The 26,322-nt window shown below is 74.5% G+C and carries 16 protein-coding genes; 3 read left to right on the top strand and 13 right to left on the bottom strand.

All coding sequences use genetic code 11. The features are described from left to right. Positions 1–66 precede the first annotated feature (66 nt). From A4U64_RS09670 to A4U64_RS09635, 7 genes are all read right to left on the bottom strand, one after another. On the bottom strand, positions 67–312 hold the full coding sequence (locus A4U64_RS09670; RefSeq protein WP_155951782.1) for a hypothetical protein: 246 nt from the start codon (positions 310–312) through the stop codon (positions 67–69). 698 nt (positions 313–1,010) lie between these two features. Further along, complete coding sequence (locus A4U64_RS09660; protein WP_006935401.1) at positions 1,011–1,268, bottom strand: chorismate mutase; 258 nt, start codon at positions 1,266–1,268, stop codon at positions 1,011–1,013. 133 nt (positions 1,269–1,401) lie between these two features. After that, positions 1,402–2,193 carry an ABC transporter permease gene (locus tag A4U64_RS09655; protein WP_029544126.1) on the bottom strand — a complete coding sequence of 264 codons (792 nt, stop codon included), beginning with the start codon at positions 2,191–2,193 and terminating at the stop codon, positions 1,402–1,404. Beyond that, positions 2,190–2,975 carry an ABC transporter permease gene (locus tag A4U64_RS09650; protein WP_006935399.1) on the bottom strand — a complete coding sequence of 262 codons (786 nt, stop codon included), beginning with the start codon at positions 2,973–2,975 and terminating at the stop codon, positions 2,190–2,192. Before A4U64_RS09650 ends, A4U64_RS09655 begins: the two co-directional genes overlap by 4 nt. Next, on the bottom strand, positions 2,972–3,934 hold the full coding sequence (locus A4U64_RS09645; RefSeq protein WP_006935398.1) for a daunorubicin resistance protein DrrA family ABC transporter ATP-binding protein: 963 nt from the start codon (positions 3,932–3,934) through the stop codon (positions 2,972–2,974). The genes A4U64_RS09650 and A4U64_RS09645 overlap by 4 nt, the downstream gene beginning before the upstream one ends. Positions 3,935–3,966: 32 nt before the next feature. After that, positions 3,967–18,726, bottom strand: a complete 14,760-nt coding sequence (locus A4U64_RS09640) for a non-ribosomal peptide synthetase (protein WP_232334183.1) — start codon at positions 18,724–18,726, stop codon at positions 3,967–3,969. A gap of 134 nt (positions 18,727–18,860) precedes the next feature. Further along, positions 18,861–19,352: a TIGR00725 family protein gene (locus tag A4U64_RS09635; RefSeq protein WP_029544130.1), complete on the bottom strand. Its 492-nt coding sequence runs from the start codon at positions 19,350–19,352 to the stop codon at positions 18,861–18,863. Between the two features lie 106 nt (positions 19,353–19,458). Between A4U64_RS09635 and A4U64_RS09630 the strand changes: the two genes are divergently transcribed. Next, positions 19,459–20,361, top strand: coding sequence for an alpha/beta fold hydrolase (locus A4U64_RS09630; RefSeq protein ID WP_029544132.1), 903 nt, complete (start codon positions 19,459–19,461; stop codon positions 20,359–20,361). 8 nt (positions 20,362–20,369) lie between these two features. Here the strand turns inward: A4U64_RS09630 and A4U64_RS09625 are convergent, their stop codons facing one another. The 3 genes from A4U64_RS09625 to A4U64_RS09615 all read right to left on the bottom strand — a co-directional run bounded on the left by A4U64_RS09625 (position 20,370) and on the right by A4U64_RS09615 (position 22,415). Further along, entirely contained in the window at positions 20,370–20,990 is a 621-nt protein-coding gene (locus A4U64_RS09625; protein WP_006943787.1) for an FHA domain-containing protein, read from the bottom strand. A 21-nt stretch (positions 20,991–21,011) separates the two neighbouring features. Further along, positions 21,012–21,332 carry a chorismate mutase gene (locus A4U64_RS09620; protein ID WP_006943785.1) on the bottom strand — a complete coding sequence of 107 codons (321 nt, stop codon included), beginning with the start codon at positions 21,330–21,332 and terminating at the stop codon, positions 21,012–21,014. A 93-nt stretch (positions 21,333–21,425) separates the two neighbouring features. Beyond that, a complete protein-coding gene (locus A4U64_RS09615; RefSeq protein WP_029544134.1) occupies positions 21,426–22,415 on the bottom strand; it encodes a magnesium transporter in 990 nt (329 codons plus the stop codon). A gap of 93 nt (positions 22,416–22,508) precedes the next feature. On the opposite strand from A4U64_RS09615, the gene A4U64_RS09610 reads away from it, so the two are divergent. Further along, positions 22,509–22,916, top strand: coding sequence for a YchJ family protein (locus A4U64_RS09610; protein WP_082120248.1), 408 nt, complete (start codon positions 22,509–22,511; stop codon positions 22,914–22,916). Positions 22,917–22,948: 32 nt separating this feature from the next. On the opposite strand, the gene A4U64_RS09605 is transcribed toward A4U64_RS09610, so the two are convergent. The 3 genes from A4U64_RS09605 to A4U64_RS09595 all read right to left on the bottom strand — a co-directional run bounded on the left by A4U64_RS09605 (position 22,949) and on the right by A4U64_RS09595 (position 25,228). Then, on the bottom strand, positions 22,949–23,179 hold the full coding sequence (locus A4U64_RS09605; RefSeq protein ID WP_006943781.1) for a DUF6480 family protein: 231 nt from the start codon (positions 23,177–23,179) through the stop codon (positions 22,949–22,951). A 101-nt stretch (positions 23,180–23,280) separates the two neighbouring features. Continuing rightward, positions 23,281–23,532, bottom strand: coding sequence for a hypothetical protein (locus tag A4U64_RS09600; protein ID WP_006943779.1), 252 nt, complete (start codon positions 23,530–23,532; stop codon positions 23,281–23,283). A gap of 850 nt (positions 23,533–24,382) precedes the next feature. Continuing rightward, positions 24,383–25,228: an alpha/beta fold hydrolase gene (locus A4U64_RS09595; protein WP_232334182.1), complete on the bottom strand. Its 846-nt coding sequence runs from the start codon at positions 25,226–25,228 to the stop codon at positions 24,383–24,385. 117 nt (positions 25,229–25,345) lie between these two features. On the opposite strand from A4U64_RS09595, the gene A4U64_RS09590 reads away from it, so the two are divergent. Beyond that, positions 25,346–26,320, top strand: coding sequence for an AraC family transcriptional regulator (locus tag A4U64_RS09590; protein WP_051359257.1), 975 nt, complete (start codon positions 25,346–25,348; stop codon positions 26,318–26,320). The last annotated feature ends 2 nt before the right edge of the window (positions 26,321–26,322 follow it).

Raw genomic sequence — 26,322 nt, 5'->3', positions numbered from 1 at the left:
GGGGGTGGACGGCCCTCGGCCGGCGACGCCGGCCGAGGGACCCGGCGACCGGGACGAGCCGGCGGTTCAGCCCACACCGGTCGGCGGTGGCCCCGTGGGGGTCTCGAGGCCTGTGCGCCCTTGCGCGAGGAGGACGCGCGTCACCTTACGCAACAGCCATCCCTTGATCCCGGGAAGACTCGCGGCGATCTGCTCTTCGATGGCCAGCTTGTCGTAGTACGAGCGGAGCCGGTGGATCCGGGCCGACCCATCGAACTCGTAGACCGTGACCACCGGAGCTCGATATGCGATCCCCCGGTACGTCTGGGTCATCCGACCTGGGGTTACCCCAGGGTCGTGTGGCGGGAGGGGTCCCCCCTTCGGCGTGGCGTGGCCCGGACCGAGCGGTGCTTGTCACCGGTCGGGGCCACCGCCGAGGTACTGCGCGACAGGGGCGCTACAGCGTTGGTAGAGGAGCTGACGGAGGACGTCGTGGCAGTGTCGGCCTCGCTCTCCGGCAGGGGCAGGAGGTAACCGATGAGTACCACGGGAGATCGTCGGTCTGCCCGGAAAGCGAAAGCCCGTGCCGATCGCGCGTTGTGCCCGGTCGCGGTATCAGCCACCTTGGGGCTTCGGGTCGCTGATGTGGCGGAGGCGATGCGCGCCCACGCCGTCGCGAGGCCACTCGACGTCGCGACCGCCGGGCGCCGGCTCCGCGGCGCGGAGCCCATGCCGGACCGGGTCTGTCAGCTGCTCGCCCGCAAGGCCGTACGAGCAGCTCGGCGGTGCGCCGGCAACGGAGCCGGGCGTTTCGAGGAGGAGCATGCGAACCTGCTCCGGTCCGAGCGGGTGCACCGGCTCCTCGAATCCGGCAGGCGCCGACGCTTCGACGAGCCGGCGATGATCACGGTGCGGGACGTCGCCTTCCGGGCGGCGAGACCTTGCGCGCGGCGCGACGGCGGGCGATCTCTCGGACGGCGAGCGGGCGGCTCTGCGGATTGTGGGTGTGGACCCGGGACTGCCCCGCACCGCTAACGCAGGCGCAGCAGGACCAGGGCCAGGGCCGTGCCGTCCTCGCCGAGCTCCGCGGCGTATCGGCGGATCACGCTCATGTCGTGGGCGTGGGTGACGCGGGGCGCGCCCGTCCCGACCCGGAGCTGCCCGATCCGTCGTTCGAGCGCGATGCGGCGCCGCACCACGGCGAGGAGCTCGGCGTCGAGGCCGTCGATGTCGGCGCGCAGACGGGGCAGTTCGGAGTCGGTGGTGCCTGGTTCGGCAACGGCGGTCATGATGCCTCCCTTCGGGATTCGGTGTGTTCGCTGCATCGATACTCCCGCGCGGGCGCGGCGGGTAACAGCCACCCCAGGTGGCGGATTCGCCACCCCGACGGGGTCACTGTCACCGGCGCGCCGTCGGATCCGGTCACAGTGCCCGCCGGTAACCGCGGATCACCGGCACGGCGCACACCGCGAGCAGGGCGACCGACCAGGCCACGGTGCGCAACAGCGGCCCCTGGACGGCGCCACCGAGGGCGAGCGCCTGCATCGTCTCGACGGCACTCGTCATGGGCTGGTTGCGGATCACCGGCGCAAGCACCTCCGGGTACGCACCGATCGGCACGAACCCCGGGTTGAAGAACAGCATCAGCGTGCACAGCAGCGAGATCGATTCGATGACAACGGTTTTCGCGGCCATGAGCGCGGCCGCGGTGACCAGCGCGGCGAACGCCACCCCGAACAGCACCGGCACCGCCAGGAAGCCGATCGCGGCGAGCGGGCCCCGCTGGAAGCGGAAGCCGAGGACGAAGCCGGCGGCGACGATGACGACGGTGGTCACGGCGATGCGCACCGCCTCGGCGAGGAACCGCGACGCCAGCGCCGACGCCCGGTGGACGGGCAGCACCCACAGCCGCGCGGGCAGCCCGGCCGCGCATTCGCGGCCGAGCGTGACGGCGCCGGCCAGCGAGCCGAGCAGGGCGCTCATCACGACGACCATCGGCACCGTCCCATACAGGGCGTCGTGCCCGGCGAACGCCGAGACCTGCCGGCCGAGCACCGCCTCGAGCATGAGCAGCAGCAGCACCGGGTAGGCGAGGCTCTGCAGCATCGTCATCGGATCCCTGCGCCACCGGGTGAGCAGGCGCCCCGCCTGCAGCCAGGTGTGCCTGACGAGAGCGGGTACCGAGTTCTCGGGTGCGGTCACGGTGGTGCTCATCGCTGTCTCCGATTCGTGCGGGCCGCCAGGGGGACGACGACCAGAAGGATCCCGCCGAGCCACAGCAGCGTCGGCGTCAGCGCGGTGGCGGTGGCGGTGCCGTCGGCGAGACCGCGCAGGCTCGACGCGAACTGTGAGACGGGCTGGTTGCGGACGAACGGCTGGATCCAGGCCGGAAACTGGTCGATCGGGACGAAGCCGCAGGAGAGCATCCCGAGCACGAGCTGCGGCAGCATCAGTGCCTGGGTCGTGGCTTCCGGGCTGCGGAACAGGGTGCCGATCACGTCGGCGCCGAGCGTGAGGACCATCCCGACGGTCAGCGCGAGTGCGCAGAACCCGACGGCTGCGGCGGTTCCGGCGAACCGGAACCCGATCACGTGCCCGCAGCCGATCGCCGCCGAGAGCGACAGCGCGCACTTGACGGCGCTCGCGGACAGGCGCGCGGCGAGCGGCACGGCCGCCGCGATCGGCATCGTCGCGAAGCGGCGGTCGATGCCGTGCACCGCGTCGGTCGCGGCCAGGAAGGCGGCGGAGATCGCGGTGAAGGACACGGCTTGCAACGCGATCAGCGGCATCAGGAACTGCCCGTAATCGACGGTTCCGCCGGTGAACAGGGCGATCACGCGTTGCAGCGGCACGTAGAACCCGACGGTGAACACGAGCGGCGCGACGAGCGCGGTGACGAGTTCGCCGCCGCGGATCGCCGGGATCAGGGTGCGTACGGACAGCACCCACCACTGGTAGAGCGGCGAGGGAACCGGTGCGACGGTCGTCGTGGTCATGCCACCACCTCGAATCGCGGCCGGGCGGCGGTGAGGGCGAGGAAGACCTCGTCCAGCGACGGTCGCCGCAGCGCGATGTCGGAGACGGCGACGCCGTGGGCGGCGACGGCGGTGGCGACCTGCGCCAAGGTGCCGGCGCCGTGCGGCGCGGGGATCGTGACACGGTCGGCGGCGACCTCGATCGCCGCGGCCGGCGCGAACCGGCCGAGCACGTGCGCCACGGCCGGCACGTCGGCCACCCGCACCGGGACGACCTCGCAGAAGGTGGCGCCGACGCGCTGCTTCAGCTGGGCGGGGGTGCCCTCGGCGACGACGGTGCCCCGGTCGATGACGACGATCCGGTCGGCGAGCAGGTCGGCCTCCTCGAGGTACTGCGTGGTGAGCAGCGTGGTGACGCCCTGGGATTTGAATCCGGCGATCAGGTCCCAGACCCGTTGGCGGCTGCGCGGATCGAGCCCGGTGGTCGGCTCGTCGAGGAACACCACCTGGGGCGGGACGACGAGCCCGCAGGCGATGTCGATGCGGCGGCGCATGCCGCCGGAGTACTTGCCGACCCGCCGGTCGGCGGCGTCCTCGAGGTCGAATTCGGCGAGCAGTTCCCGCGCCCGGGCGCGAGCCGCGCGGCGCCGCAGCCCGAGCAGCCGGGCGAACAGGACCAGGTTCTCGAAGCCGGTGAGCATATCGTCGAGGGCGGCGTACTGGCCGGTGAGCATCACCGCGCGGCGCACCCCGGCCGCGTCGGCGACGACGTCGTGGCCGGCGACGACGGCGCGACCGGAATCCGGCCGCAGCAGGGTGGACAGGATGTTCACGGTGGTGGTCTTGCCGGCGCCGTTGGGGCCGAGGACGCCGAGGACCTCGCCGGCCTCGGCGGTGAAGCTCACGCCGCACAGGGCCGGGACCGGCCCGAAGCTCTTGGTGACGGCGTCGACGAGGACGGCTGGGGTCGAGGGGGACATGGTGCTCCGTTCGGAAGGGGTGGACTGCGGGATCAGGACGCGGCGAGGTACCGGTCGTCGCCGAGGTGCCGATCGAGCACCGCGGCCAGGGCGGGCACCGCGTCGGGTGCGGTCATCCGGTCGTGCTCGACGTCGAGCAGGTGGTTGTGCATCGCGCCGGTGACGTAGGGCCCCCAGCCGGCGAAGCCCCCGGCATGGTGCGTCTTGTCGGCCGTCGCGGTGACGAAGACGAGATCGCCGTCGTAGAGCGGCGGCCGGTACCCGGCGAGCAGCGATGCCGAGCCGTTGTAGGCGGCGGTCATCCGGTCGAGGTGACCGGCGTCGACGGGGGCCCCGGTGTGGGTCCGGATCAGCGCGGCGGCCTCGGCCGCCGTCAGCGCCGGATCGGCGTCGGGCAGGCCCAGCGACGAACCGAGGGTGGCGACGAGTTCGCCGACCGTCAGCGGTTCCGGCGCGGCAACGTCGCGGGCGATCAGGTCCGCGTCGAGCAGCGCGAGCAGCGCCACCTCCTCGCCGGTCTCGCGCAGCCGCGCGGCGACGGCGTGGGCGATGAATCCGCCGAGGGACCAGCCGAGCAGGTGGTACGGGCCGCTGGGTTGGACCGCGCGGATCTCGTCGACGTATCGCTCGGCGTACGCGGCGATCGTTTCCGGGGCGTCCTCGAGGCCTTCGAGATGCGGGGACTGCAGTCCGTACACCGGCCGTCCGGGGGCGAGTTGCGCGGCGAGCCCGGCGTAGCACCAGGCCAGTCCGGCCGCCGGATGCACGCAGAACAGCGGGGCGCCGTCGCCCTCGGTGCGCAGCGGCAGCCGCACCGCGAACGGTGAGTCCGGCTGCCCGGCGGTGTCCGCGGCCTCGATGCGGGCGGCCAGGGCCACCGGGGTGGGCGCCGAGAACAGCTGGATCACCGGCACGGTGGTCCCGAGGGCGGCGCCGAGCCGATCGCAGACCCGGGTGGCGTCGAGGGAGTTGCCGCCCAGGTCGAAGAACGAATCGTCGATCCCGACCTGCGCGAGGCCGAGCACCTGCGCGAACGCGGCGACCACCGCCTCCTCCGTCGGTGTGCGCGGAGCGCGCCCCGAGCCGGCCGCGAACACCGGCTCGGGCAGCGCCGCCCGGTCCAGCTTGCCCACCGGGGTCAGCGGCACCGCGTCGAGCACGACGACCGCCGCCGGCACGAGATGGGCGGGCAGCAGCTCGGCCACCTGCGCCCGCAGCGGCTCGGCCTCGAGCTCGCAGCCCGGCGCCGCCAGCACGTACGACACCAGCACCGGCGACCCGGCCGGACCGGTCCGGCCCACCGTCACCGCATAGTCCACCTGCGACAACCCGGCCAGCACCGCGTCGATCTCCCCGACCTCGACCCGCATCCCGCGGACCTTGACCTGATGATCACCCCGGCCGAGGTACTCGAGTTCGAGCCGGCCCCCGGCCCGCACCCACCGCACCAGGTCGCCGGTGCGATACATCCGCGCCCCCGGGACCTGCGGATGCGCCACGAACCGGCCCGCGGTCAACCCCGCCCGCCCGTGATAGCCCCGCGCCAGCCCGTCCCCGGCCAGGTACAACTCCCCCACCACGCCCACCGGGGCCGGCCGCAACCGCCCGTCGAGCACCAGCGGCGTCACTCCGCGCACGGCCGATCCGATCGTCACCGCCCGTCCCGGCGCCAGCGGTCCCGCCGTCGCCCAGATCGTCGCCTCCGTCGGCCCGTACAGGTTCAGCATCGTCCGCCCCCCGGCGAACCGCTCGACCAACTCGGCTCCGACCGCCTCCCCGGCCACCGCCAGCACCTCGACCGACGTCAATGCCGCCGGCTCCAGCGTCGACAACGCGGCGGGGGTGACGACGAGGTGGCTGACCCGGGCCGCGCGAAGCCGGTCGGCGAGTTCGGCGCCGCCGACCACCGTGGGCGGTACGACCACGAGCCGCGCGCCGACCGCGAACGCGGCGAGCTGTTCGAACACCGCGGCGTCGAAGCTCGGCGAGGCGATGTGCGCGATCCGGGCCTGCGCGGTCAGCGCCAGGGTTTCCCGCTGCGCGGCGACGAGGTTGCCCAGTCCGCGGTGGGTGACGGCGACCGCCTTCGGGGTGCCGGTCGAGCCGGACGTGTAGATCAGGTAGGCGGGATCGTCCACGTGCACGGCCGCGACGCGCGGCCGCTGCGGGACGAGTGCGAGACGCGTGTCGGCGTCCGGGCCGTCGAGCACCAGCCACCCGACCGAGCCGGGCAGGCGGTCGTGGTGCGCGGTCACGGTGACGCCCAGGACGGCCCCGGAATCGGCGAGCATGTACTCGATCCGTTCCTGCGGGTGCCGCGGGTCGACGGGCACGAACGCCGCTCCGGTCCGTGCGACCGCCCAGACCGCGAGCACCGATTCGAACGATCGGGTCAGTGCCAGGGCGACGAGGGTGCCGGGACCGGCGCCGCGCGCGGTGAGCGCGTCGGCGAGCAGCGCCGCGCGGGCGTCGAGCTCGCGATAGGTGACCTGCCGGTCGTCGGTGACCACGGCGACGGCGTCGGGTCGCGCGGCCGCGGCGGCGTGCAGCAGCTCGGGCAGGGTCACCGGGGTGACGGGCTGCGGGCCCGCGCTGGTGCGCAGGTCGTCGGCCTCCTGCGCGTCGAGCAGGTCGACGTCGCCGATCGCGGCGTGCGGATTCTCGGCGACCGCCGTCAGCAGCCGGCCGAAGCGGGCGGCGAGGGTCCGCGCGGTGCCGTCGTCGAACAGGTCGGTGGCGTAACCGAGCGTCACCTCGAGACCGGCGGGTTCGCCGTCGGCGGTCGTGCGTTCGCGCAGTGTCAGGCTCAGGTCGAAGGGTGAGGCCTCGTGGGCGACGTCCTGCAGCTCGATGCGCAGGCCCGCGACCTCGAGCTCCGGCTCCTCGAAGTTCGCCAGCGCGAGCGAGACCTGGAACAGCGGGTGGTGCGCGGTGGACCGGGCCGGGCGCACCGCCTCGACCACCTGATCGAACGGCAGGTCGGCGTGGGCGAAGGCGGCCAGGTCGGCCTCGCGCACCTGCGCCACCAGGTCGGCGAAGGCGACGTCCGGCCGCACCGCGGTGCGCAGGACCACGGTGTTGACGAACATCCCGACCAGGTCGTCGAGTTCGGCGGCGCCGCGGCCGGCCACCGCGGTGCCCACCGCGATGTCGTCGCCGGCGCCGAGGCGGGACAGCAGCGCCGCGAGCGCGGCGTGCAGGGTCATGAACATCGTGGCGTGTTCGGTGGCGGCGACGGCCCGCAGCCGGGCGTGCACGTCGGCGTCGACGGCGAGGTCCATGTCGGCGCTCGCCATGGACTGCACGGCCGGGCGCGGCCGGTCGGTGGGCAGGGTGATGCGGTCCGGGAGCCCGGCGAGGGTCTCCACCCAGAATTCGCGCTGTTGCGCGGCCGTCGATTGCGGATCGGTCTCGTCGCCGAGGATGTCGCGCTGCCACAGCGTGTAGTCGGCGTACTGCACCGGCAGCGGCGCCCACGCCGGGGCCGCACCCGCGGTCCGGGCGGCGTACGCGGCGATCAGGTCCCGGGCCAGCGGCGCCACCGACACCCCGTCCGCGGCGATGTGGTGCAGCACCAGCACCAGCACGTGCTCCTCCGCGCCCAGGCGCAGCACCCGGGCCCGCACCGGCAGGTCCACGGTCAGGTCGAAGCCGGCCCCGGCGAAGCCCGCCACGGCGGCATACACGTCGGCAGGTGCCTCGGTGAGGTCGAGGGGGACGCCGGCGTCGACGGCCACCTGGTGCGGGCCTTCCGCGTCGGCGGGGAACACGGTGCGCAGGCTCTCGTGCCGGTCGGTCACGTCCCGCCATGCCGTGGTCAGGGCCGCGGCGTCGAGGAGCCCGGACAGGCGCAGCGCCACCGGGATGTTGTACGCCGCGGAGGTGGGGTCGAGCTGGTTGAGCACCCACATGCGCTGCTGCGCCGGGCCGAGGGGCACGCGGGCCGGCCGGGGCCGGGCCGTGAGGGCGATCCGCGGGGCGGGACGCTCGAGCAGCCGCACGGCGAGCCCCGCGGGGGTGGGCGCCTCGAACAGGTCGCGCACCGCCAGGGCGGAGCCCGCGGAGTTCAGGCGGGCGACGACGCGGGTGGCGTCGAGGGAGTTGCCGCCCAGGTCGAAGAACGAATCGTCGATCCCGACCTGCGCGAGGCCGAGCACCTGCGCGAACGCGGCGACCACCGCCTCCTCCGTCGGTGTGCGCGGAGCGCGCCCCGAGCCGGCCGCGAACACCGGCTCGGGCAGCGCCGCCCGGTCCAGCTTGCCCACCGGGGTCAGCGGCACCGCGTCGAGCACGACGACCGCCGCCGGCACGAGATGGGCGGGCAGCAGCTCGGCCACCTGCGCCCGCAGCGGCTCGGCCTCGAGCTCGCAGCCCGGCGCCGCCAGCACGTACGACACCAGCACCGGCGACCCGGCCGGACCGGTCCGGCCCACCGTCACCGCATAGTCCACCTGCGACAACCCGGCCAGCACCGCGTCGATCTCCCCGACCTCGACCCGCATCCCGCGGACCTTGACCTGATGATCACCCCGGCCGAGGTACTCGAGTTCGAGCCGGCCCCCGGCCCGCACCCACCGCACCAGGTCGCCGGTGCGATACATCCGCGCCCCCGGGACCTGCGGATGCGCCACGAACCGGCCCGCGGTCAACCCCGCCCGCCCGTGATAGCCCCGCGCCAGCCCGTCCCCGGCCAGGTACAACTCCCCCACCACGCCCACCGGGGCCGGCCGCAACCGCCCGTCGAGCACCAGCGGCGTCACTCCGCGCACGGCCGATCCGATCGTCACCGCCCGTCCCGGCGCCAGCGGTCCCGCCGTCGCCCAGATCGTCGCCTCCGTCGGCCCGTACAGGTTCAGCATCGTCCGCCCCCCGGCGAACCGCTCGACCAACTCGGCTCCGACCGCCTCCCCGGCCACCGCCAGCACCTCGACCGACGTCAATGCCGCCGGCTCCAGCGTCGAGAGCACCGACGGCGTGAGGACCATGTGCGTCACCTGCTCGGCATCGAGCAGCGTGGCGAGTTCGGCGCCGCCGACGACGCCGGCCGGAACCGACACCAGGCAGCCCCCGGAGCCGAACGCGGCCAGTTGTTCGAAGATCGCCGCGTCGAAGCTCGGCGAGGCGAAGCCGAGGACCCGCGCGTCCGGTCCGACCGCGAGCGAATCACCCTGGGCGCGAACGATGTTCGCCAACCCGCGGTGGGTGACCGTGACGGCCTTCGGGGTGCCGGTCGAGCCGGAGGTGTAGATCAGGTAGGCGGCGTGGTCGGGATGCAGCGGCCGGGTCCGGTCCGCGTCGGTCAACGGCGCGGCGGATTCGGCGGCGGATGCGGCCCGCAGCGCCGGGTCGTCGAGCTCGAGCCAGGTGAGCGCGCCGGGCAGCGCGGACCGGTGCGCGGTCGTGGTCAGCCCGAGCGTGGCACCGCAGTCGCCGAGCATGTGCGCGATGCGCTCGGCCGGATACGCCGGGTCGACGGGCACGAAGGCGCCGCCGGCCTTGGCGACCGCCCACACGGCGAGCACCGACTCCGCCGAGCGGGGCAGCGCGAGGGCCACGCGCACGTCCGGGCCCACCCCGGCGGCGACGAGCAGGCGGGCGAGCCGGCCGGCGGCGGCATCGAGTTCCCGGTAGGTCCAGGTGGTGCCGTCGGCACGCACGGCCGGGCGCTCGGGGTGCGCCGCGGCGGCGGCCCCGAGCAGCGTGGGCAGCAGCCACGGCCCGACACCGGCGGGACCCGCCGTCGCGTGCAGGGCGGCGGACTCGGCGGCGTCGAGCAGATCCACGTCCCCGACGGGCACGGCCGGGTCGGTGGTGACGGCGGTGAGGAGCCGCACGAACCGCGCGGCGATCGTGCGCGCGGTGGCCTCGTCGAACAGGTCGGTGGCGTAGGTGAGGGTGGCGTCCAGCCCGGCGGGCCGGCCGTCGTCGCCGGTGTGTTCGCGCAGCTCGAGCCCGAGGTCGAACTGCGAGGAGCCACGCTCGACGTCCTCGACGGCGATCTCGAGCCCGTCGATCTCGAGGGTGGGTGCCGCGAAGTCGGCCAGCGCGAGGGAGACCTGGAACAGCGGGTGGTGCGCGGTGGACCGGGCCGGGCGCACCGCCTCGACCACCTGATCGAAGGCGACGTCGGCGTGGGCGAACGCGGCCAGGTCGGCCTCGCGCACCTGCGCCACCAGGTCGGCGAACGTGGCGTCGGGCCGCACCGCGGTGCGCAGGACCACGGTGTTGACGAACATCCCGACCAGGTCGTCGAGTTCGGCGGCGCCGCGGCCGGCCACCGCGGTGCCCACCGCGATGTCGTCGCCGGCGCCGAGACGGGAGAGCAGCGCGACGAGCGCGGCGTGCAGGGTCATGAACACGGTGGCGTTCTCGGCGCGGGCGAGGCGGCGCAGCGCGGCGTGGAGGCCGGCGTCCACGGTGAAGGCGACGTCGGCGCTCGCGCCGGACTGCACCGCGGGTCCGGGCCGGTCGGTGGGCAGGACGACCCGATCCGGCAGGCCGGCCAGGGTGCGGGTCCAGAAGTCCAGTTGCCGGGCGGTGGTCGAGTCGGGGTCGTCGGGCTCGCCGAGCACCTCGCGTTGCCACAGCGTGTAGTCGGCGTACTGCACCGGCAGCGGCGCCCACGCCGGGGCCGCACCCGCGGTGCGGGCGGCGTACGCGGCGATCAGGTCCCGGGCCAGCGGCGCCACCGACACCCCGTCCGCGGCGATGTGGTGCAGCACCAGCACCAGCACGTGCTCCTCCGCGCCCAGGCGCAGCACCCGGGCCCGCACCGGCAGGTCCACGGTCAGGTCGAAGCCGGCCCCGGCGAAGCCCGCCACGGCGGCATGCACGGCGTCCGCGGGGACGTCGACAAAGTCCGGACCGGTGGGCGCCGCGTCGACGATCACCTGGCGGGGGCCCTCCGCGTCGGCGGGGAACACGGTGCGCAGGCTCTCGTGCCGGGCGGTCAGGTCGCCGAAGGCGGCGGCGAGCGGGGCGATGTCGAGCCGGCCCCGCAGGCGCAGCGCCACCGGGATGTTGTAGACGCCGGACGCGGGGTCGAGCTGGTTGAGCACCCACATCCGGTGCTGCGCCGGGCCGAGGGGCAGGCGGGCCGGCCGCTCCCGTCGCCCGAGTGCGACGGCGGCACCGGTGCGGCCCGCGGCGCGGGTGGCCAGCGCCGCGGGGGTGGGCGCCTCGAACAGATCGCGCACCGCCAGGGCGGAGCCCGCGGTGGCGTTGATGCGGGCGATCACCCGGGTCGCGTCGAGGGAGTTGCCGCCCAGGTCGAAGAACGAGTCGTCGGCGCCGAGCCCGTCCAGGCCGAGGACGTCGGCGAAGGCGGCGGCGGCGGCGGTCTCGACCGGTCCACGCGGTGCGCGGGCCGGGCGCCGGCTGCGGCCGAAGTCCGGCTCCGGCAGCGCCGTCCGGTCCAGCTTGCCGACCGGGGTGAGCGGAACCTCGTCGAGGACGACGACCGCGGCGGGCACGAGATGGGCGGGCAGCTGTTCGCCGAGCCGGTCCCGCAGCCGGTCCGGGTCCAGCCCGCGGCCCGGCACGGGCCGCACGTAGGAGACGAGGACGGCCGAGCCGGTGGGACCGGGACGGCCGAGCGTGGCCGCGAAGTCCACGTCGGCGACGGCGGCGAGGGCCGCGTCGACCTCCCCGAGCTCGACGCGGATGCCGCGCACCTTGACCTGGAAGTCGGTGCGGCCCAGGTATTCCAGCACCGGGCCGCCGTCGGCGGCGCGGGTCCAGCGCACGAGGTCACCGGTGCGGTACATGCGCTCCCCGGGCCGTCCGGGATGCGCGACGAACCGGCTCGCGGTCAGCTGCGGACGGCCGTGGTAGCCGCGCGCCAGCCCGGGACCGGCCAGGTACAGCTCTCCGGCGGTGCCGAGCGGCACCGGCCGCAGCCAGCCGTCGAGGACTTCGGTTTCGGTGCCGGGCACACCGGCGCCGAGGGTGACGGGCGCATCGGCGGTGAGGGGGGCGACGGTGGCCCAGATGGTGGTCTCGGTGGGGCCGTAGAGGTTGAACATCGTGCGGCCGGGCGCCCACCGGCGCACCAGGTCGGTGGGGACGGCCTCACCGCAGACACCGACGACCCGCACGGTGTGCGCGGCGGCCGGGTCGAGGGTGGCCAGCACCGCGGGGGTGAGGACGAGGTGGGTGACGCCCGCGTCGGCGAGCCGGTCGGTCAGTTCGTCGCCGCCGACGACCGTCGGGGGTACGACGACGAGCCGGGCGCCGGCGGCGAACGCGGCGAGCTGTTCGAACACGGACGCGTCGAAGCTCGGCGACGCCACGTGCGCGACCCGTGCCGACGGGGTCGGCTCCAGCACGGCGAGCAGTGCGTCGACCAGGTTGCCGAGGCCCCGGTGGGTGACCGTGACGGCCTTCGGCGTCCCGGTCGAGCCGGAGGTGTAGATCAGGTAGGCCGGGTCGTCGAGCCGGGCCGGCGACGGCACCGCGGGGCCGGCCGGGGTGCGGCGGGCGGTCGCGGGATCGTCGAGCACCAGCCACGTCGTCGCGGAGCCGGGCAGCCGGTCCCGGTGGGCGGTGACGGTGACGCCGAGGCGGGCGCCGGAATCGGTGAGCATGTGCTCGATCCGGTCCAGGGGGTGGCGCGGGTCGACGGGGACGAACGCGGCGCCGGTCTTCGCGACCGCCCACACGGCGAGGACCGATTCGAGCGAGCGGGTCAGCGCGAGCGCGACCAGCGTGCCGGGTCCGGCGCCGTGCGCGGCGAGCAGCCCCGCCAGGGCGGCGGCCCGGTCGTCGAGTTCGCGGTAGGTGAGCTCGGCGGTGCCGGCGACGACGGCGACCGCATCCGGGTGACGGGTGGCGGTGCCGGCGAGGATGTCGGCGAGGGTGACGGCCCGGTCGCGGGCCGGCACGAACGGGGCGTCGACGCCGGGGGCGCCGAGCGCGGCGATGCGGCGGTCCGGGGTCCGGGCGAGCGCACCGAGCAGCTCCGCGCACCGCTCGAGGATGCGGCGCGCGACGCCGTCACCGACCGAGGCGGGGCGGTAGCGCACGCTCAGCTCCGGCCGGGCGCCCGGCTCGACGATCAGGCTCACGGGGTACGGGGTGGCTTCGGCGCCGGTGACGCCGAGGACCCGCATTCCGGCGCCGTCGGCGGTCGCGGACAGGGCGTCGCGGTCGAGCGGGTAGGACTCGACGACGGCGAGGGTGTCGAACAGTTCGGTGACGCCGGCCGCCCGGTGGATCTCGGCGAGCCCGAGGTGCTGGTGCTCGAGCAGCGCCGCCTGTTCGGCCTGGAGGCGGCGCAGCAGGTCGGCGCCGGTGTCGGTGGGCTGCAGGCGCACCCGCACCGGCACGGTGTTGACGAACAGGCCGAGCACGGCGTCCACGCCGGGCAGCTCGGGCGGGCGGCCGGAGACGGTGGAGCCGAACACCACGTCGGTGCGGCCGGTGAGCTCGGCCAGGGTCAGCGCCCACGCCGCCTGCACGACGGTGGCGAGGGTGACGTCGTGGGCGCGGGTGGCAGCGTCGAGGGCGGCGGCGGTTTCGGCGCTCAGCGCGACGGTGTGGGCGGCGCCGCCGGTGTCGGCGGGGTCGTCGTGCGGGGCGACGAGGGTGGGGGCGTCGATGCCGTCCAGGGCGCGGGCCCACGCGGTCCGCGCGGCGACGAGGTCCCGGCCGGCAAGCCAGGCCAGGTGGTCCCGGAACGACGGCGCCGGTCCGGGCACCGCCGCGCCCGCCGCGTAGGCGGTGAGCAGTTCGGCGACGAGCAGCGGGGTGGACCAGCCGTCGAGGACGAGGTGGTGGTTGGTCAGCAGCAGCCGGTACCGGTCGGCGGCGGTGCGGACCAGGTGGACGCGCAGCAGCGGCGCGGCGGCCAGGTCGAACCGGTCGGCGCGGTCCGCGTCGAGGATGCGCGCCAGCTCGCCGTCGGTGTCGGCACGGCCGCGCAGATCGGTTTCCCGCCAGGTCACGTCGGCCGTGCGGAGCACGACCTGGAGCGGGCCGGCGGCCGTGTCGCGGAAGGCGGCCCGCAGGCTGTCGTGCCGGTCGACCACGGACTGCGCCGCGGCGCGGAGCCGGGCGGGGTCCACGGTGCCGGCGAGTTCGAGCACGGTCTGCACGGTGTAGTCGTCGGGGGCGTCGGTGGCGGCGTACCCGGTGTGGAACAGCAGCCCGGCCTGCAGCGGGGACAGCGGCCACACGTCGGCCAGGCCTCCGCGGTCGCGCTCCCACGCGTCGATCCGGTCCTGGTCGACGGCGACCAGCGGGAAGTCGGAGGGGCTGTGACCGCCGGCGGCCGGGTCGCCGACGTGCCAGGCGAGCGCGGCGAGCGCGGCCACCCACAGCTGCGCGAACTCGTCGACGGCGTCCTCGTCGAGCAGGCCGGTCGCGTAGGTGAAGGTGGCGGCGAGGCCGTCGGCCTCGACGGCGGCGTCGATGTCGAGCACCGCGGGCAGCGGCATCTGCGGTTCACGGGTGGCGGCGGTGCCGAGCGGCAGCCACGGTCCCTCGACCGTGGTGTCGATGCGGCCGAGGAAGTTGAACGCGATCTGCGGGGCCGGATGCGCGGGCAGGGTGCCGGCGACGTACCGGAGCAGGCCGTAGCCGATGCCGTGGTCGGGAACGGCGGCGAGCCGTTCCTTGACCGACCGGATCGCCGCGCCCGCCGCGGCACCGCCACCGAAGGCGTCGTCGACGTCGATGCCGGTGAGGTCCACGTCGAGGGGGTGCACGGTGGTGAACCATCCGACGGTGCGGGACAGGTCGGCTCCGGGGACCGCCGCCTCCTCGCGGCCGTGGCCCTCGACCCCGACGAGCGTCGCGGGGGCGGTGCGGCCGCGGTTGCGGCGCCACCGCTCGGCCGCCAGGCCGAGCGCGGCGAGCAACGCCTCGGCGGTGCCGCAGTGGAAGCGCTGGGGCACGGCGGTCAGCACGGCGTCGGTGACCTCGGCGGGCACGTGCACGCGCAGCTGGGCGGAGGTGGCGACGGTGTCGCGCGCCGGATCGAACGGCCGCTCCCCCAGTGCCGGGTCGGGCGTCGCGAGAATCCGCTCCCACAACGGCAGTTCGTCGCTGCGGTCGGCCTCGGTCAGGCCGTGCGCCCACCGGCGCAGCGACGTGCCGACCGGGGCGAGGGCGGGCGCGGCACCGCCGGCGAGGTCGGTGTAGGCGGCGGCCAGGTCGGGCAGCAGGATGCGCCAGGACACCGCGTCCACGGCGAGGTGGTGGACGACGGCCACGAGCAGGTCGTCGCGGCCGTCGGGCGAGGCCAGCCACTCGAACTGCGCGACGATCCCGGCGGCCGGATCGAGTCGGTCCGCCGCGGCCTCCAGCGCGGCCGCGGCGGCGCCGCGTGGCTCGTCGACGGCGGCGCGGCGCAGCACCGCGTCGGCGGCGACCGCGCCGACGGGGAGCACCTCGAGCGTGCGGGCAGCTGTCAGCCGCATCCGCAGCGCGTCGTGCCGATCGAGCAGCGCCTGCACGGCCCCGGCCAGGTGCGCCGGGTCGGGATGCTCGGGCAGCCGGATCAGCACGGCCTGCCCGTACCGGTCGACGGGCCCGCCGCCGGCCAGCAGTTCGGCGACGATCGGGGTGGTGTCGACCGGACCGGTGCCGCCGCCGGGGAGTTCGGCAAGGACTGTGCCGGCTCCGGTGTCCGCGACCGCGACGGCGGCCAGAGCGGCGACGGTGCGGCGCTCGAAGACGTCGCGCGCGGTGAACCGCAGTCCGGCGGCGCGGGCGCGGGAGACGAGGGTGATCGCGACGATGCTGTCGCCGCCGAGGGCGAAGAAGCTGTCGTCGGCGCCGACTCGTTCCACGCCGAGCACCTGGGTGAACAGGGCGGCGATCACTTCCTCGCGGGCGCCCTCGGGGGCGCGGCCGGCGGTGGGGGTGCCGAAGTCCGGGGCGGGCAACGCGGCGCGGTCGATCTTCCCGACGGGGGTGAGCGGCAGTTCGGGCAGCACGGTGATCGCCGCGGGCACGAGGTAGGGGGGCAGGGTGTCGGCGAGTTCGCTGCGCAGGGCGTCGACGTCGACGGCGGCGCCGGCGTGCCCGACGACGTAGGCGGCGAGGACGGTCGCGCCGGCGGGCGTGGTGGCGCCGACGGTGACGGCCCGGGCAACGGTGTGGTGCCGGAGCAGCGCGCCGTCGACCTCGCCGAGTTCGACGCGGAACCCCCGGATCTTGACCTGGTGATCGGTGCGGCCGGCGAACTCGAGCGCGGCGGCTGCGCCGCCGGTGTGTCCTTCGGGCTCCCCTGGCAGCCCAAAGGACGCACCGCGCCAGCGCACCAGGTCACCGGTGCGGTACATGCGTTCTCCGGGCGCGTACGGGTCGGCCACGAAGCGGGCGGCGGTCAGGTCGGGGCGGCCGAGATAGCCGCGGGCGATCCCGGCGCCGGCCAGGTACAGCTCGCCGGTGACCCCTGCGGGCACGGGCTGCAGCCGGCGGTCCAGGACGAGGGCGCGCATGCCGCGGATCGGGGTGCCGACCCCGACCCGGTCGCCGCGGTGGTGCGGAGCCGCGAAGGTGGCGGTGACGGTGGCCTCGGTGGGGCCGTACGCGTTGAGGAACGCCCGGCCCACCGACCACCGATCGGCCAGGTCGGGCGGGCAGGCGTCGCCACCGACGACGACCGTGCCGATCTCGGGGTGGTCGTCGGGGTCGAGGGTGGCGAGCACGGCCGGGGTCGCGTCGAGGTGGGTGACTCGTCCGGCGCGGAGAACCTCGGCGAGCTCGGTGCCGCCATAGGCCTGCGGCGGCACCACCACCAGGGTGGCGCCGGCGGTGAAGGTCACCAGCAGCTCCTCGATCGAGGAGTCGAAGGCCGGCGAGTACAGGTGGGTGGCGCGCGAGCCGGCGGCGACGGCCAGACGCGCGCGGGCGTCGTCGGCGAGGTTCGCCAGGCCGGCATGGGTGACGACGACCCCCTTGGGGGTGCCGGTGGAACCGGAGGTGTAGACGACGTAGGCGGCGTGCTCGGGCCGCAGCGGGATTCCCCGCTCCGCGTCGGTGACCGGGCCGGCGTCCGCCGCCGTGACCGCGGCGACGGTCGCGGGGTCGTCCAGGGCGATCCAGTCGGTGTCGTCGGGCAGTCCGTCCCGGTGCGCGGCGACGGTCAGGCCGATGCGGGCGCCGCTGTCGCGCAGGACGTGCTCGAGCCGGGCCCGGGGGTGACCGGGGTCGACGGGCACGAACGCGGCTCCCGTCTTGGCGACGGCCCACACGGCCTGCACCGATTCGACGGACCGCGACAGCGCCAGCGCCACCGTGGTCTCCGGGCCGGCGCCGCGGGCGAGCAGCAGCCGGGCGAGCCGGTCGGTGGCGGCGTCCAGGTCGGAGTAGGTCACGGTGCGCGCACCGTCGATCACCGCGACGGCGCCGGGGTCGAGGGCCGCCCCGGCGGTGAGCAGGTCGGCCAGGGTGCGGGGCGGCACCGGATCGGCGCCGCGGGCCGGGACGAGGGCGGCGCGCTCGTCGTCGCCGAGCAGGTCCAGGTCGGCGAGACGCCGGTCGGGTGCGGCGGTGGCGAAACGGTGCAGGAACGCGAGGAACCGCCGGTGGTGCGCGGCGAGCTCGTCCCGGTCGTACAGGTTGGGGTTGGCCTGGAAGTCGAGGTGCGTGCTGTGGCCGCCCGGATAGAGGTTGACGAACAGGTCCTCGATGAGCCCGGAGGTGAGCACGTGGACCCGCCCGGTGAGCGCGCCGAGCCGGACCCGGTGGTCGAACAGCATGAGGTTGACCGAGGGGCCGAACCCGGCGGCGTGATCGCCGGTGAGACCGAGGTCGCGGGCGATGTCCTCCTGCCGGTACCGCTGGCGGCGCAGTGCCCCGGTCAGCTCGAGTTCCGCCGCGGCGATCACGGCGGCGACGGTGGCGGCGTCGGTGCGCAACCGCAGCGGCACCACGTTGGCGAGCATGCCCCCGGAGCGGCGCAGCGTGGCGGTGGTGCGGGCCGAGACGGGCAGGCTGAGCATCACCTCGTCGTGGCCGGTCATCCGGGCGAGGTAGGTGCCGAACGCGGCGACCACCAGCGGTGCGAGGCTCGACCCGCGCCGGGCCGCGGCGTCGCGCAGGGCCTGCTCGGTGTCGGCGGGCAGCTCCGCGCCGACCAGCAGCGGGTGCGCGTCGGCGGGGGCGGCCCGGCCGGCCAGCGACACGGGATCGCTCAGCCCGGCCAGGTGCTCGGTCCAGTACGCACGGTCGGCCTCGAACCGCGGGGAGCGGCGGTAGGTCTCGTCCGCGGCGACGATGTCGGGCAGCGCGGCGGTGCGCGGCGTGTGCACCGCGGTTCCGGTGACGGTGGCGGTGTAGAGCTCGGCGGTGCGCGCGACGAGGGTCATCGCGCCGACGCCGTCGAGGGCGATGTGGTGGATCCGGGCGTACCAGAACCAGCGGTCCTCGGCGATGCGGAGCACGGCGGTGACGGCGAGCCGGTCGGTGCACATGTCGACCGGGGCGGTGTAGTCGCGCTCCATCCATTCGCGGGCCGCGGCCACGGGATCGGCCTCGCCCCGCAGATCGACCACCGTCAGCCGCTCGCCGGTGTGCACGACCGTCTGGAACGGGTGGCCGTCCTCCTCGACGATGCGCAGGAAGCCGGTGCCGAACTCGCGTCCGACGGCACGGGCGGCACCTTCGAGGGCGTCGAGGTCGAGGTCCCCGGCGATGTCGACGTACTGGGCGATGTTGACGGGCGTGGCGCCGGCCAGGTGCTGTGCGAACCAGATCCCGCGCTGGGCCGCCGAGAGCGGGAACGCGCCGGCGGGCTGCGGGGCAGCGAAATGTTCTTGGGCGACCGGGCTTTCGTGCAACACGGGGGTACTCCTGACGACCGGTGGACTGTGCTGCTTCCACGGTCGTCCGCAGACCCCGGTGCCGATACCGACCCCAGCGGTGGGCGCGGCACCCGCAGGGGTGGTCGAGAATCACCCTCGGGTGCGAGAACTCCTCAGCCGGTCCAGCCCGCGGTGGGATCGCGCCGCCACAACAGGTCGTGGATGGCGTCGACGGCGTCCCCGGCGGAGGTCACGGCGAGCACCCCGGCGGCGGGCAGCGGCCACCCCCCGATCGAGATCACCGGGACGCCGGTGCGGACGGCGAGCGCGATCTCGCTGAGCGTGCCCCAGCTGCCGCCGACCGCGATGAGCGCCTCGCAGGTGCGTACCAGCAGGGCGTTGCGCATCTCGCCGAGACCGGTCGGGATCGACACGGTGAGGTATGGGTTGGCCTCCGCGCGGTCGTCGCCGGGCAGCAGGCCGAGGGTGGTGCCGCCGGCCTCCGCGGCTCCGCGCGATGCCGCGGCCATCACCCCGCCCAGTCCCCCGGTCACGACGACGGCGCGTCGCGCCGCGAGCAGCCCGCCGACCTGACGGGCGATCCGGCGTTGTTCGGCCGTGGCCTCCGCGGGCCCGACCACGCCGACATACCGCTGCGCATCCATGACGCGATTGTCCACCACCCAGGGTGCAGAAGTGGCCCCCTGAGGTGAAATCCACCACCACCGGGGTTGCTCGCCCGGCACCGGCATCCGGCGGATCCTTGTCCGCATGTCCACCCTCCGCACCGAGCGTCTCGTACGCCGCCATACGGTGATCGCCGACGACGGCGTGCCGCTCGCGGTCCACGAGATCGGCGCGGCCGGCGCACCGCTCACCGCCGTGTTCGTCCACGGGCACTGCGGCCGCACGGAAACCTGGTCGCCTCTTCGGGATTCGCTGCTCCGGCGCCGCGGAGCGACGCTGCGGATGGTGTTCTTCGACCACCGCGGTCACGGCGCGTCCGGCACCGCCGGGCCGGAGACGTACACCGTCGAGCAGCTCGGGCGCGATCTCGCGGCGGTGCTGCGCGCGGTCTCCGCCGGTCCGGTGGTGCTGGTCGGCCACTCGATGGGCGGCATGACGATCCTGTCCTACGCCCGTCAACATCCGCACGAGATCGGCACCCGGGTCGCCGGGATCTGCCTGATCGGCACCGCCGCCGGTGATCTCGGCCGGTCGGGGCTCGGGCGGTACCTCGAGAGCCCCGCGGTCGAGTTGTTCCACCGCGCGGTGCAGCACGCACCCGGCGCCGTGCAGCACGCGCTGCACCTGGGCGGACGGGCGGTGCGGCCGCTGAGACGGGCGGCGCAGCGACGCGCCCCCGGTTCCCGGTGGGCGGCCCTGCTGGCGGTGCTCGCGAACGACACGCCGGTGGTGACGATGGCGGCGTTCCTGCGATCGTTCGCCGTGCTCGACGAATCCGCCGCGTTGGCGGTGCTCGCCGCGGTCCCCGCGCTCGTGCTGTGCGGGTCGGCGGACGAGTGGACCCCGTTCGAGCTGTCCGCCGGTCTCGCAGCGCGGCTGCCGCGCGCCGAGCTGGTGCGGGTCGACGGCGCCGGGCACTCGGTGATCGCCGACCGCCCCGCGGAGGTCGCGCGGGCCCTCGGCAGGTTGCTGCAGCGGGTGGGGTGAGCCGCAGGTCAGAGGTCGCGTTCGGTGATGACGCCGCTGTGCAATGCGAGCTCGGCGAGCCGGACCCGCTTCTGGTTCTGCGGCAGATCCTCGACACCGAACTTCGCGAACAGCGCCCGCAGATGCGTCTTGACGGCGTCGACGCTGAGGAACAGCTCGGTGGCGATGTCCTGGTTGGAGGCGGGGGTGGCGAACGCGGCGCCGTGCTTGTAGGGCCGGCACAGCGCGAGCAGGATTCCGCGTTGCGTCTCCGTGAGCGAACGCACCGTCGGCAGCTCCGACGCGACGCGGGTCGCCTCGTCCGGTCCGGCACCGATCTCCTGGAAGGTCAGTCGGATCGAGCCGATCCGGATGCTGTCGCCCTCCCGCAGGCGGCGGCGTCCGGTGATGCGTTCCCCGTTGAGGAACGTGCCGTTGCGGGAGAGCCCGTCGTCGAGGATGGTCCAGTGGGTGCCGATCCACTCCACGACGGCGTGCAGGCGGGAGACCTCGTTGTCGCCGGTGAACGCCACGTCGGAGCTCGGAGCACGGCCGATGGTGACGCGCGGCGACTCCGGCGACAGCTCGAACCGATGCTGCCGCCCCTGCTTGTCGACATACGACAGACGCGATTCGGTGACGACGCTCATCACAACCTCCAGGGCGCGGACTCAATCCTGCCCGTAGGTTGCAGCGTCGGCAAGGGGGTCGCGTCCCAACCGCAGCAGCGTCGCCGCCAGCGCCGAACCGTCCCGCCCCAGTGCCGCGGTGAACCGCGCGAGCACCGCCATCTCGCGACGCGTGTGCGCCGGCACCGTTCCGTGACCGGCGCGGCGCAGCCGGCCGGCGTGGTGCGCGAGACCGGTCCGGCGCCGGATCGCGGCGACGATCTCGGCGTCGACCCGGTCGATCTCGTCGAACACGTGATCCAGTTCGGCCGTGCCGGCGAGGGCGGTGGGGTTCGGGGTGAACGTTTCCGACGTTACGGTCACGGGGCCTCCACGGGATTGGCGGTCGGTCGCCCCATCGTGGCTCGGGAACGCCTTGTTCCCCAAGGACCCCTGGGGTGGGGAACACCCCACCCCTCAGCCGAGCAGAAGCGTCACCGCCACGAAGTAGATGACGATGGAGAGCAGGTCCTGGATCACCGTGGCGAGCGGGCCGGACCCGAACGCCGGGTCCTTGCCCAGCCGTTGCAGTGCCCACGGCAGGACCATCGCGACGGTGGTCGCGATGGTGCTGGCGGCCAGCACGGCCGATGCCACGGCGACCGCGAGATCCCGGTTTCCCGTCATGAGCAGCACCGCCGGCAGCATCGTCGCACCCAGCAGCGCCCCCACCGACAGGCCGGTCAGCACCTCGCGGCGCACGATCCGGCGGATCCCCACACCCACCGAGAACCCGCGGATGACCAGCGCCTCGGTCTGCGTACCGACCGCGTCCGCCAGGTACACGATGCCCGGCACGAAGTAGGCGACGGCGAGGTCGGCGTCGAGCTCGGCCTCGAAGACCTGCATCAGGCGGGCCGAGACCATGGCCCCGACCAGACCGACGACGAGCCACGGCAGCCGGTGCCACAGGCGTCGACGGATTCCCTCGACGCTCGAGGCCCGTGCCGCGTCCACCGAGTGCACGAAGCCGCCGAGCCGGGCCATGTCCTGGTCGTGCTCGTGCAGCAGCACGGCGAGCAGCTGCTGGGGCGCGATGAGACCGCGGAACCGGCCGCGGCCGTCCACGACGGCGAGGCCGGGTTCACCGTGCTGAACAGCCTTCCACGCGGCCCGTTCCTGCGCGGTGTCCGGACGCACCACCGGCGGATCCGGATCCATCACGTCGCTCATCCGGGTGGTGCCGGGGGCTGCCAGCAGCCGTTCGATCGTGACGAGACCGACGAGCACCTCACCGGCGAGCACGGCGACGACGGCGGCGCTGTCGAAACTGTGCTCCCGCATCCGGTCGAGCACCCCGGCAACCGTGTCGTCCGGCCCGGCAACCGGGACGGCCGCGAAGCTGTGCCGCAGCGCGGTGCCGGGACTGCCCTGCTCCCATGCCTGTGTGTCGGCAGATTCGACCATGCCCCACCGTTCCTCCGGCCGCGCTCGTCCCGAGGTTCGATCGTGCCACGGCCGGCACCACCGCCCGATCCCGGCCGTGGCGATAATGTGCCGGTGAGTCCACGCGAGCGCGCCCCCCGACCCGGCCCCACCACACCCTGCCCGTGCGGCCGGGGCCTGCCGTACGGCGAATGCTGCGGGCCGTTCCTCGCCGGCGGGCACGCGCCCACCGCCGAACAGCTGATGCGTTCGCGGTACACCGCCTTCGCGGTGGGCGACGAGGCGTATCTGCGCCGCACGTGGCACCCCGGGACTCGCCCGGTGCGGCTGGACCTCGATCCGGCGCAGCGGTGGACCGGGCTCGAGGTGCTGCGCACGAGCGGCGGCGGGTTCCTGCACACGGAGGGAACGGTCGAGTTCCGCGCCCACTACAGGTTCGGCGGTCACGCGGACGTGCTGCACGAACACAGCCGGTTCGTCCGCGAGGACGGCCGTTGGCTCTACGTCGACGCTCTCGGCTGACCTAGCGGGCGCGGTTCGGTCGTTCGGCGTACTCAGTCGAAGAGGGCGAACGCGCGCGCCACGAAGAACGCCGCCACTCCGAGCACGATCAACGCGATGAGCAGGATCGCGAAGACGGGCATCACCCGGCTCGGGTTGGGTTGGGGATGCGACAGACCGGAGGTCTGTCCGGCATCGGGCGGCGTGTCCCCGGGCTGCACTCCCCCGCCGGCGTCGAGGCCGGGGGTGTCTTCCGGCTGAGGTCCGGGGTTCTGGGTACTCACGTGCGCTCCTGGTGTCGGCGGTGCGGGAACGGTGCCGAGAGCAGCGCCTCGGCCCCGACGACATACCCGGTTTCCGGCCGCGTAATCCTCGGGCGCGAGCGTCAGCCGAACGGTCCGGGCAGATGACGCGAGAACCAGACGGCCTCGCCGAGCGGCTCCGTCGCCGCGTCGAGGTGCCCGCTCACGTCGGTGAGAGCGTCGACGAGCCCGGTCACGGCGATCTCGTCGGCGAGCGGCAGGGACTCCCGGTCGAGTGCCTCGGCGGCCTCCACGATCGCGGCGATCTCGCGGGCCAGGTCGAACAGCTTGTCGCGAGTGGCACCGACCCGGGACGCGAAACTGGCGTGACTCATGGGGTCCTCTCGGGCAACGTCGTGGGTTCGCGGTCCCCGTCGCCGTCGAGGCGACGTATGTCACCGTCCGCCCCCGGGCGGGGCGCGGACGGTGAGGCCCTGTCTCAGCTCAACCAGCCGAACAGGTCGCGGAACAGATGCATGAACCAGTTGAACTCAGGTCGGAAGTTCCACATGACCGATTTCCTCCTTCCCTGCCTCGACGTCCCGACCCACTGTCTCGGATATCCGGCGGAATGTGATCCGAAACACATTCGAGCGCCCCACCGCCGGGACCCCTCACGATTCCGCCGGCCCGGCGGTCTCGGGGACGTGCAGCGGCCGGTTGTGGCCACTCGCGACGACCCGGGGCGCGAGCCCCGCGATCCGGGACATCGATTCGCGCGCGTAGGCCCGGTTCCAGGTGGTGAGGCGGGGCGGACCGGACGTCCCGCGCCTGCGGCGCAGCAGGCCGGGGCAGCGAGCTCACGTCGACCGTCAGCACGGCGCCGCCGGTGATCGCCACCCGGCCGGACCTGCGGAACAACGCGAGGTGCCCCGGTGTGTGCCCCGACCGCACGAGGTAGACGTTGGCCTCGGTCAGGCCGCGGCCGGCCCCGAGCCGGTACACGCCCGCGGCGACCTCTTCCGGATGCGGCCCGTTCCGGGCGGTCGTTCCCGAGCCCGTGCCCGCCGCGGTGCGCCCGCGCCGGGAGGGCGCCCCGTCTTCGGTGCAATTCTCGGACGCGAGGAACCGCGCGGACCTGGTTCGGTAAATTCCATTTTTCCGTAGGCCGTGGATTCCACATATCCGGTGCGCCGGTCTCCGCGGCGCACGCTGGGGCGCCACCCCGGCTGCCGCGGCGCGCCGTCACCCGCCGGATCGGTCCCGCCCGGCCGGGGCGAAGTGCTCCGAGAGATGCCTCGCGACCTCGTCCGGTTGCTCGAGCGCCACGGAGTGCCCCGCGGCATCGACCGTGACGTGCCGGCCTCCCGCGGCGTCGGCGATGTTCACCGACGAGATCGGCGGCGGGTAGGCGTGGTCCTCGCGGCCGGCGACGGCGAGGACCGGCACGCGGCAGCCGGCCAGCTCCTCGACGATCCGTCCGCGGTGGATGACGCCGTGGGCCGCGTCTCCGATGCGCGGCCCGAGCCGGGCGATCGCCGCGCGCCAGGTGCTCGTCATCGCGCTCTCCTGAGCGAGGCTCGAATCGCCGAACATGATGTACATGATCGTGTCGACGACGTCGGCCGTGCCGTGCTCGGTGAGGTGGCCGACCAGCGGAGCGAACTCGTCGAGCTTGTACTCCTCCTCCGCCGACGAGCCGAGTGCGGCGGCCGTGCGGAGCAGTTCGGGCCGTCGCGCGGCGAGCCGCAGCGCGACGAATCCGCCGAGGGAGTTCCCGACGACGTGACAGGGTGCGAGATCGAGATGCTCGATCAGGGCCGCGGCGTCCTCGGCGAGAACGTCGACCGCCAGTTCGTCCCGCGCCGCCGGGGCGCTCTCACCCTGCCCACGATGGTCGTAGGCGACCACCCGGTACCCGTCGTCGGCGAATTTCTGCACGAGCGCGTCGAACATCGTGTGATCGAAGAAGAGCGAGTGGCTGAACACGATCGGCACCCCGTCGCGCGGACCGACGTCGACGAAGGCGAGTTCCGTCCCGTTGACCGATGCTCGAAGCATGAGAAACCTCCTGGATCCGGGCCACCGCACCGCGCTGTGGCGCTCGTCACTACACTGCCGACGAGCGTAGGGAGCGGTCCGGTCGCAGCACTCGTCGATCCGCGCAGGACCCTGCCCGTCCCGCGCACGGCCGGTGAGGAGGTCACGGTGACAGCGGACTACCAGGTGCAGTTCACGACGACCCGCCGCGTGCCGCGGCGCGACCGCGCCGAGTTCTGGACCGACCACGTGCGGTTCAACCACGGCACCCTGGACTACTTCTTCCCCGCTCCGGGCGAGCGGTCGCCGGCCGACTTCGCCGGCGCCACGCACGTGCAGCGCTGCGGGAATCACCAGCTCGTCGAGTTCTGGTCCGATCGGATCACCTACGCGCGGACCGCGCGGCACGTCCGGGCGGACGACGACCGGAGCATGCGACTGTTCGTGCCGAAATCCGGCACCCTCACCGTCGCGCACGACGGGGTCACGCTGCCGGTGCCGGTCGGCCGCGCGGCCCTCGTGTCGATGGCCCGCCCCTTCGAGCTCCTCCATCGCGCGCAGACCCGGGCGTGGGTGCTCACCGTGCCCGAAGGGTGCCTGCCCGACCGTGCCGTCGCCGACGGGCCGAGCGTGCTCGACCTGCGCCGCGGCGTCGCGTCGGTGGCGGAGACGATGACGCGGGCGCTGGCCCGGGAACGGAAGTCGTTGTCCGGTCCCGCATTCGTCACGATCAGCGCGCGGGTGATCGAACTCGTGGCCGTCGCCCTGGCCGACCTGCGCGACGGCATCCGCCCGGGCGGCCTGGAGGCGGTGGCCGCGGCCGCCCGGGCCTACGTCGACGAACGTTCGGACGATCCTGACCTGACACCGGCGTCGATCGCGCGCGACCTGGGCTGGTCGCTGCGGCAGCTCCAGCTCGCGTTGCGGACGGCCGGCACCACGCCCGCCGAACTGCTCCGCAACCGGCGGCTGGACCGCGCCCGCAGCCGCCTCGAGGACCCACGCTGGAGCGCGGTCGCCGTGGGCGACATCGCGTTCGCCTCCGGCTTCGGATCGCTCAGCGCGTTCGGGACGGCGTTCCGTGCCCGCTTCGGGACCACCCCGCGGGCGGTGCGCGTCCCGGCCCCGGCGGCCTGGCCGTGAGG

The organism is Rhodococcus sp. WB1 (genome assembly GCF_001700945.1).
Classification (GTDB): domain Bacteria; phylum Actinomycetota; class Actinomycetes; order Mycobacteriales; family Mycobacteriaceae; genus Rhodococcus; species Rhodococcus aetherivorans.
The sequence above is the reverse complement of the archived record's forward strand: the minus strand, read 5'-3'. Positions and strand labels throughout refer to the sequence as shown.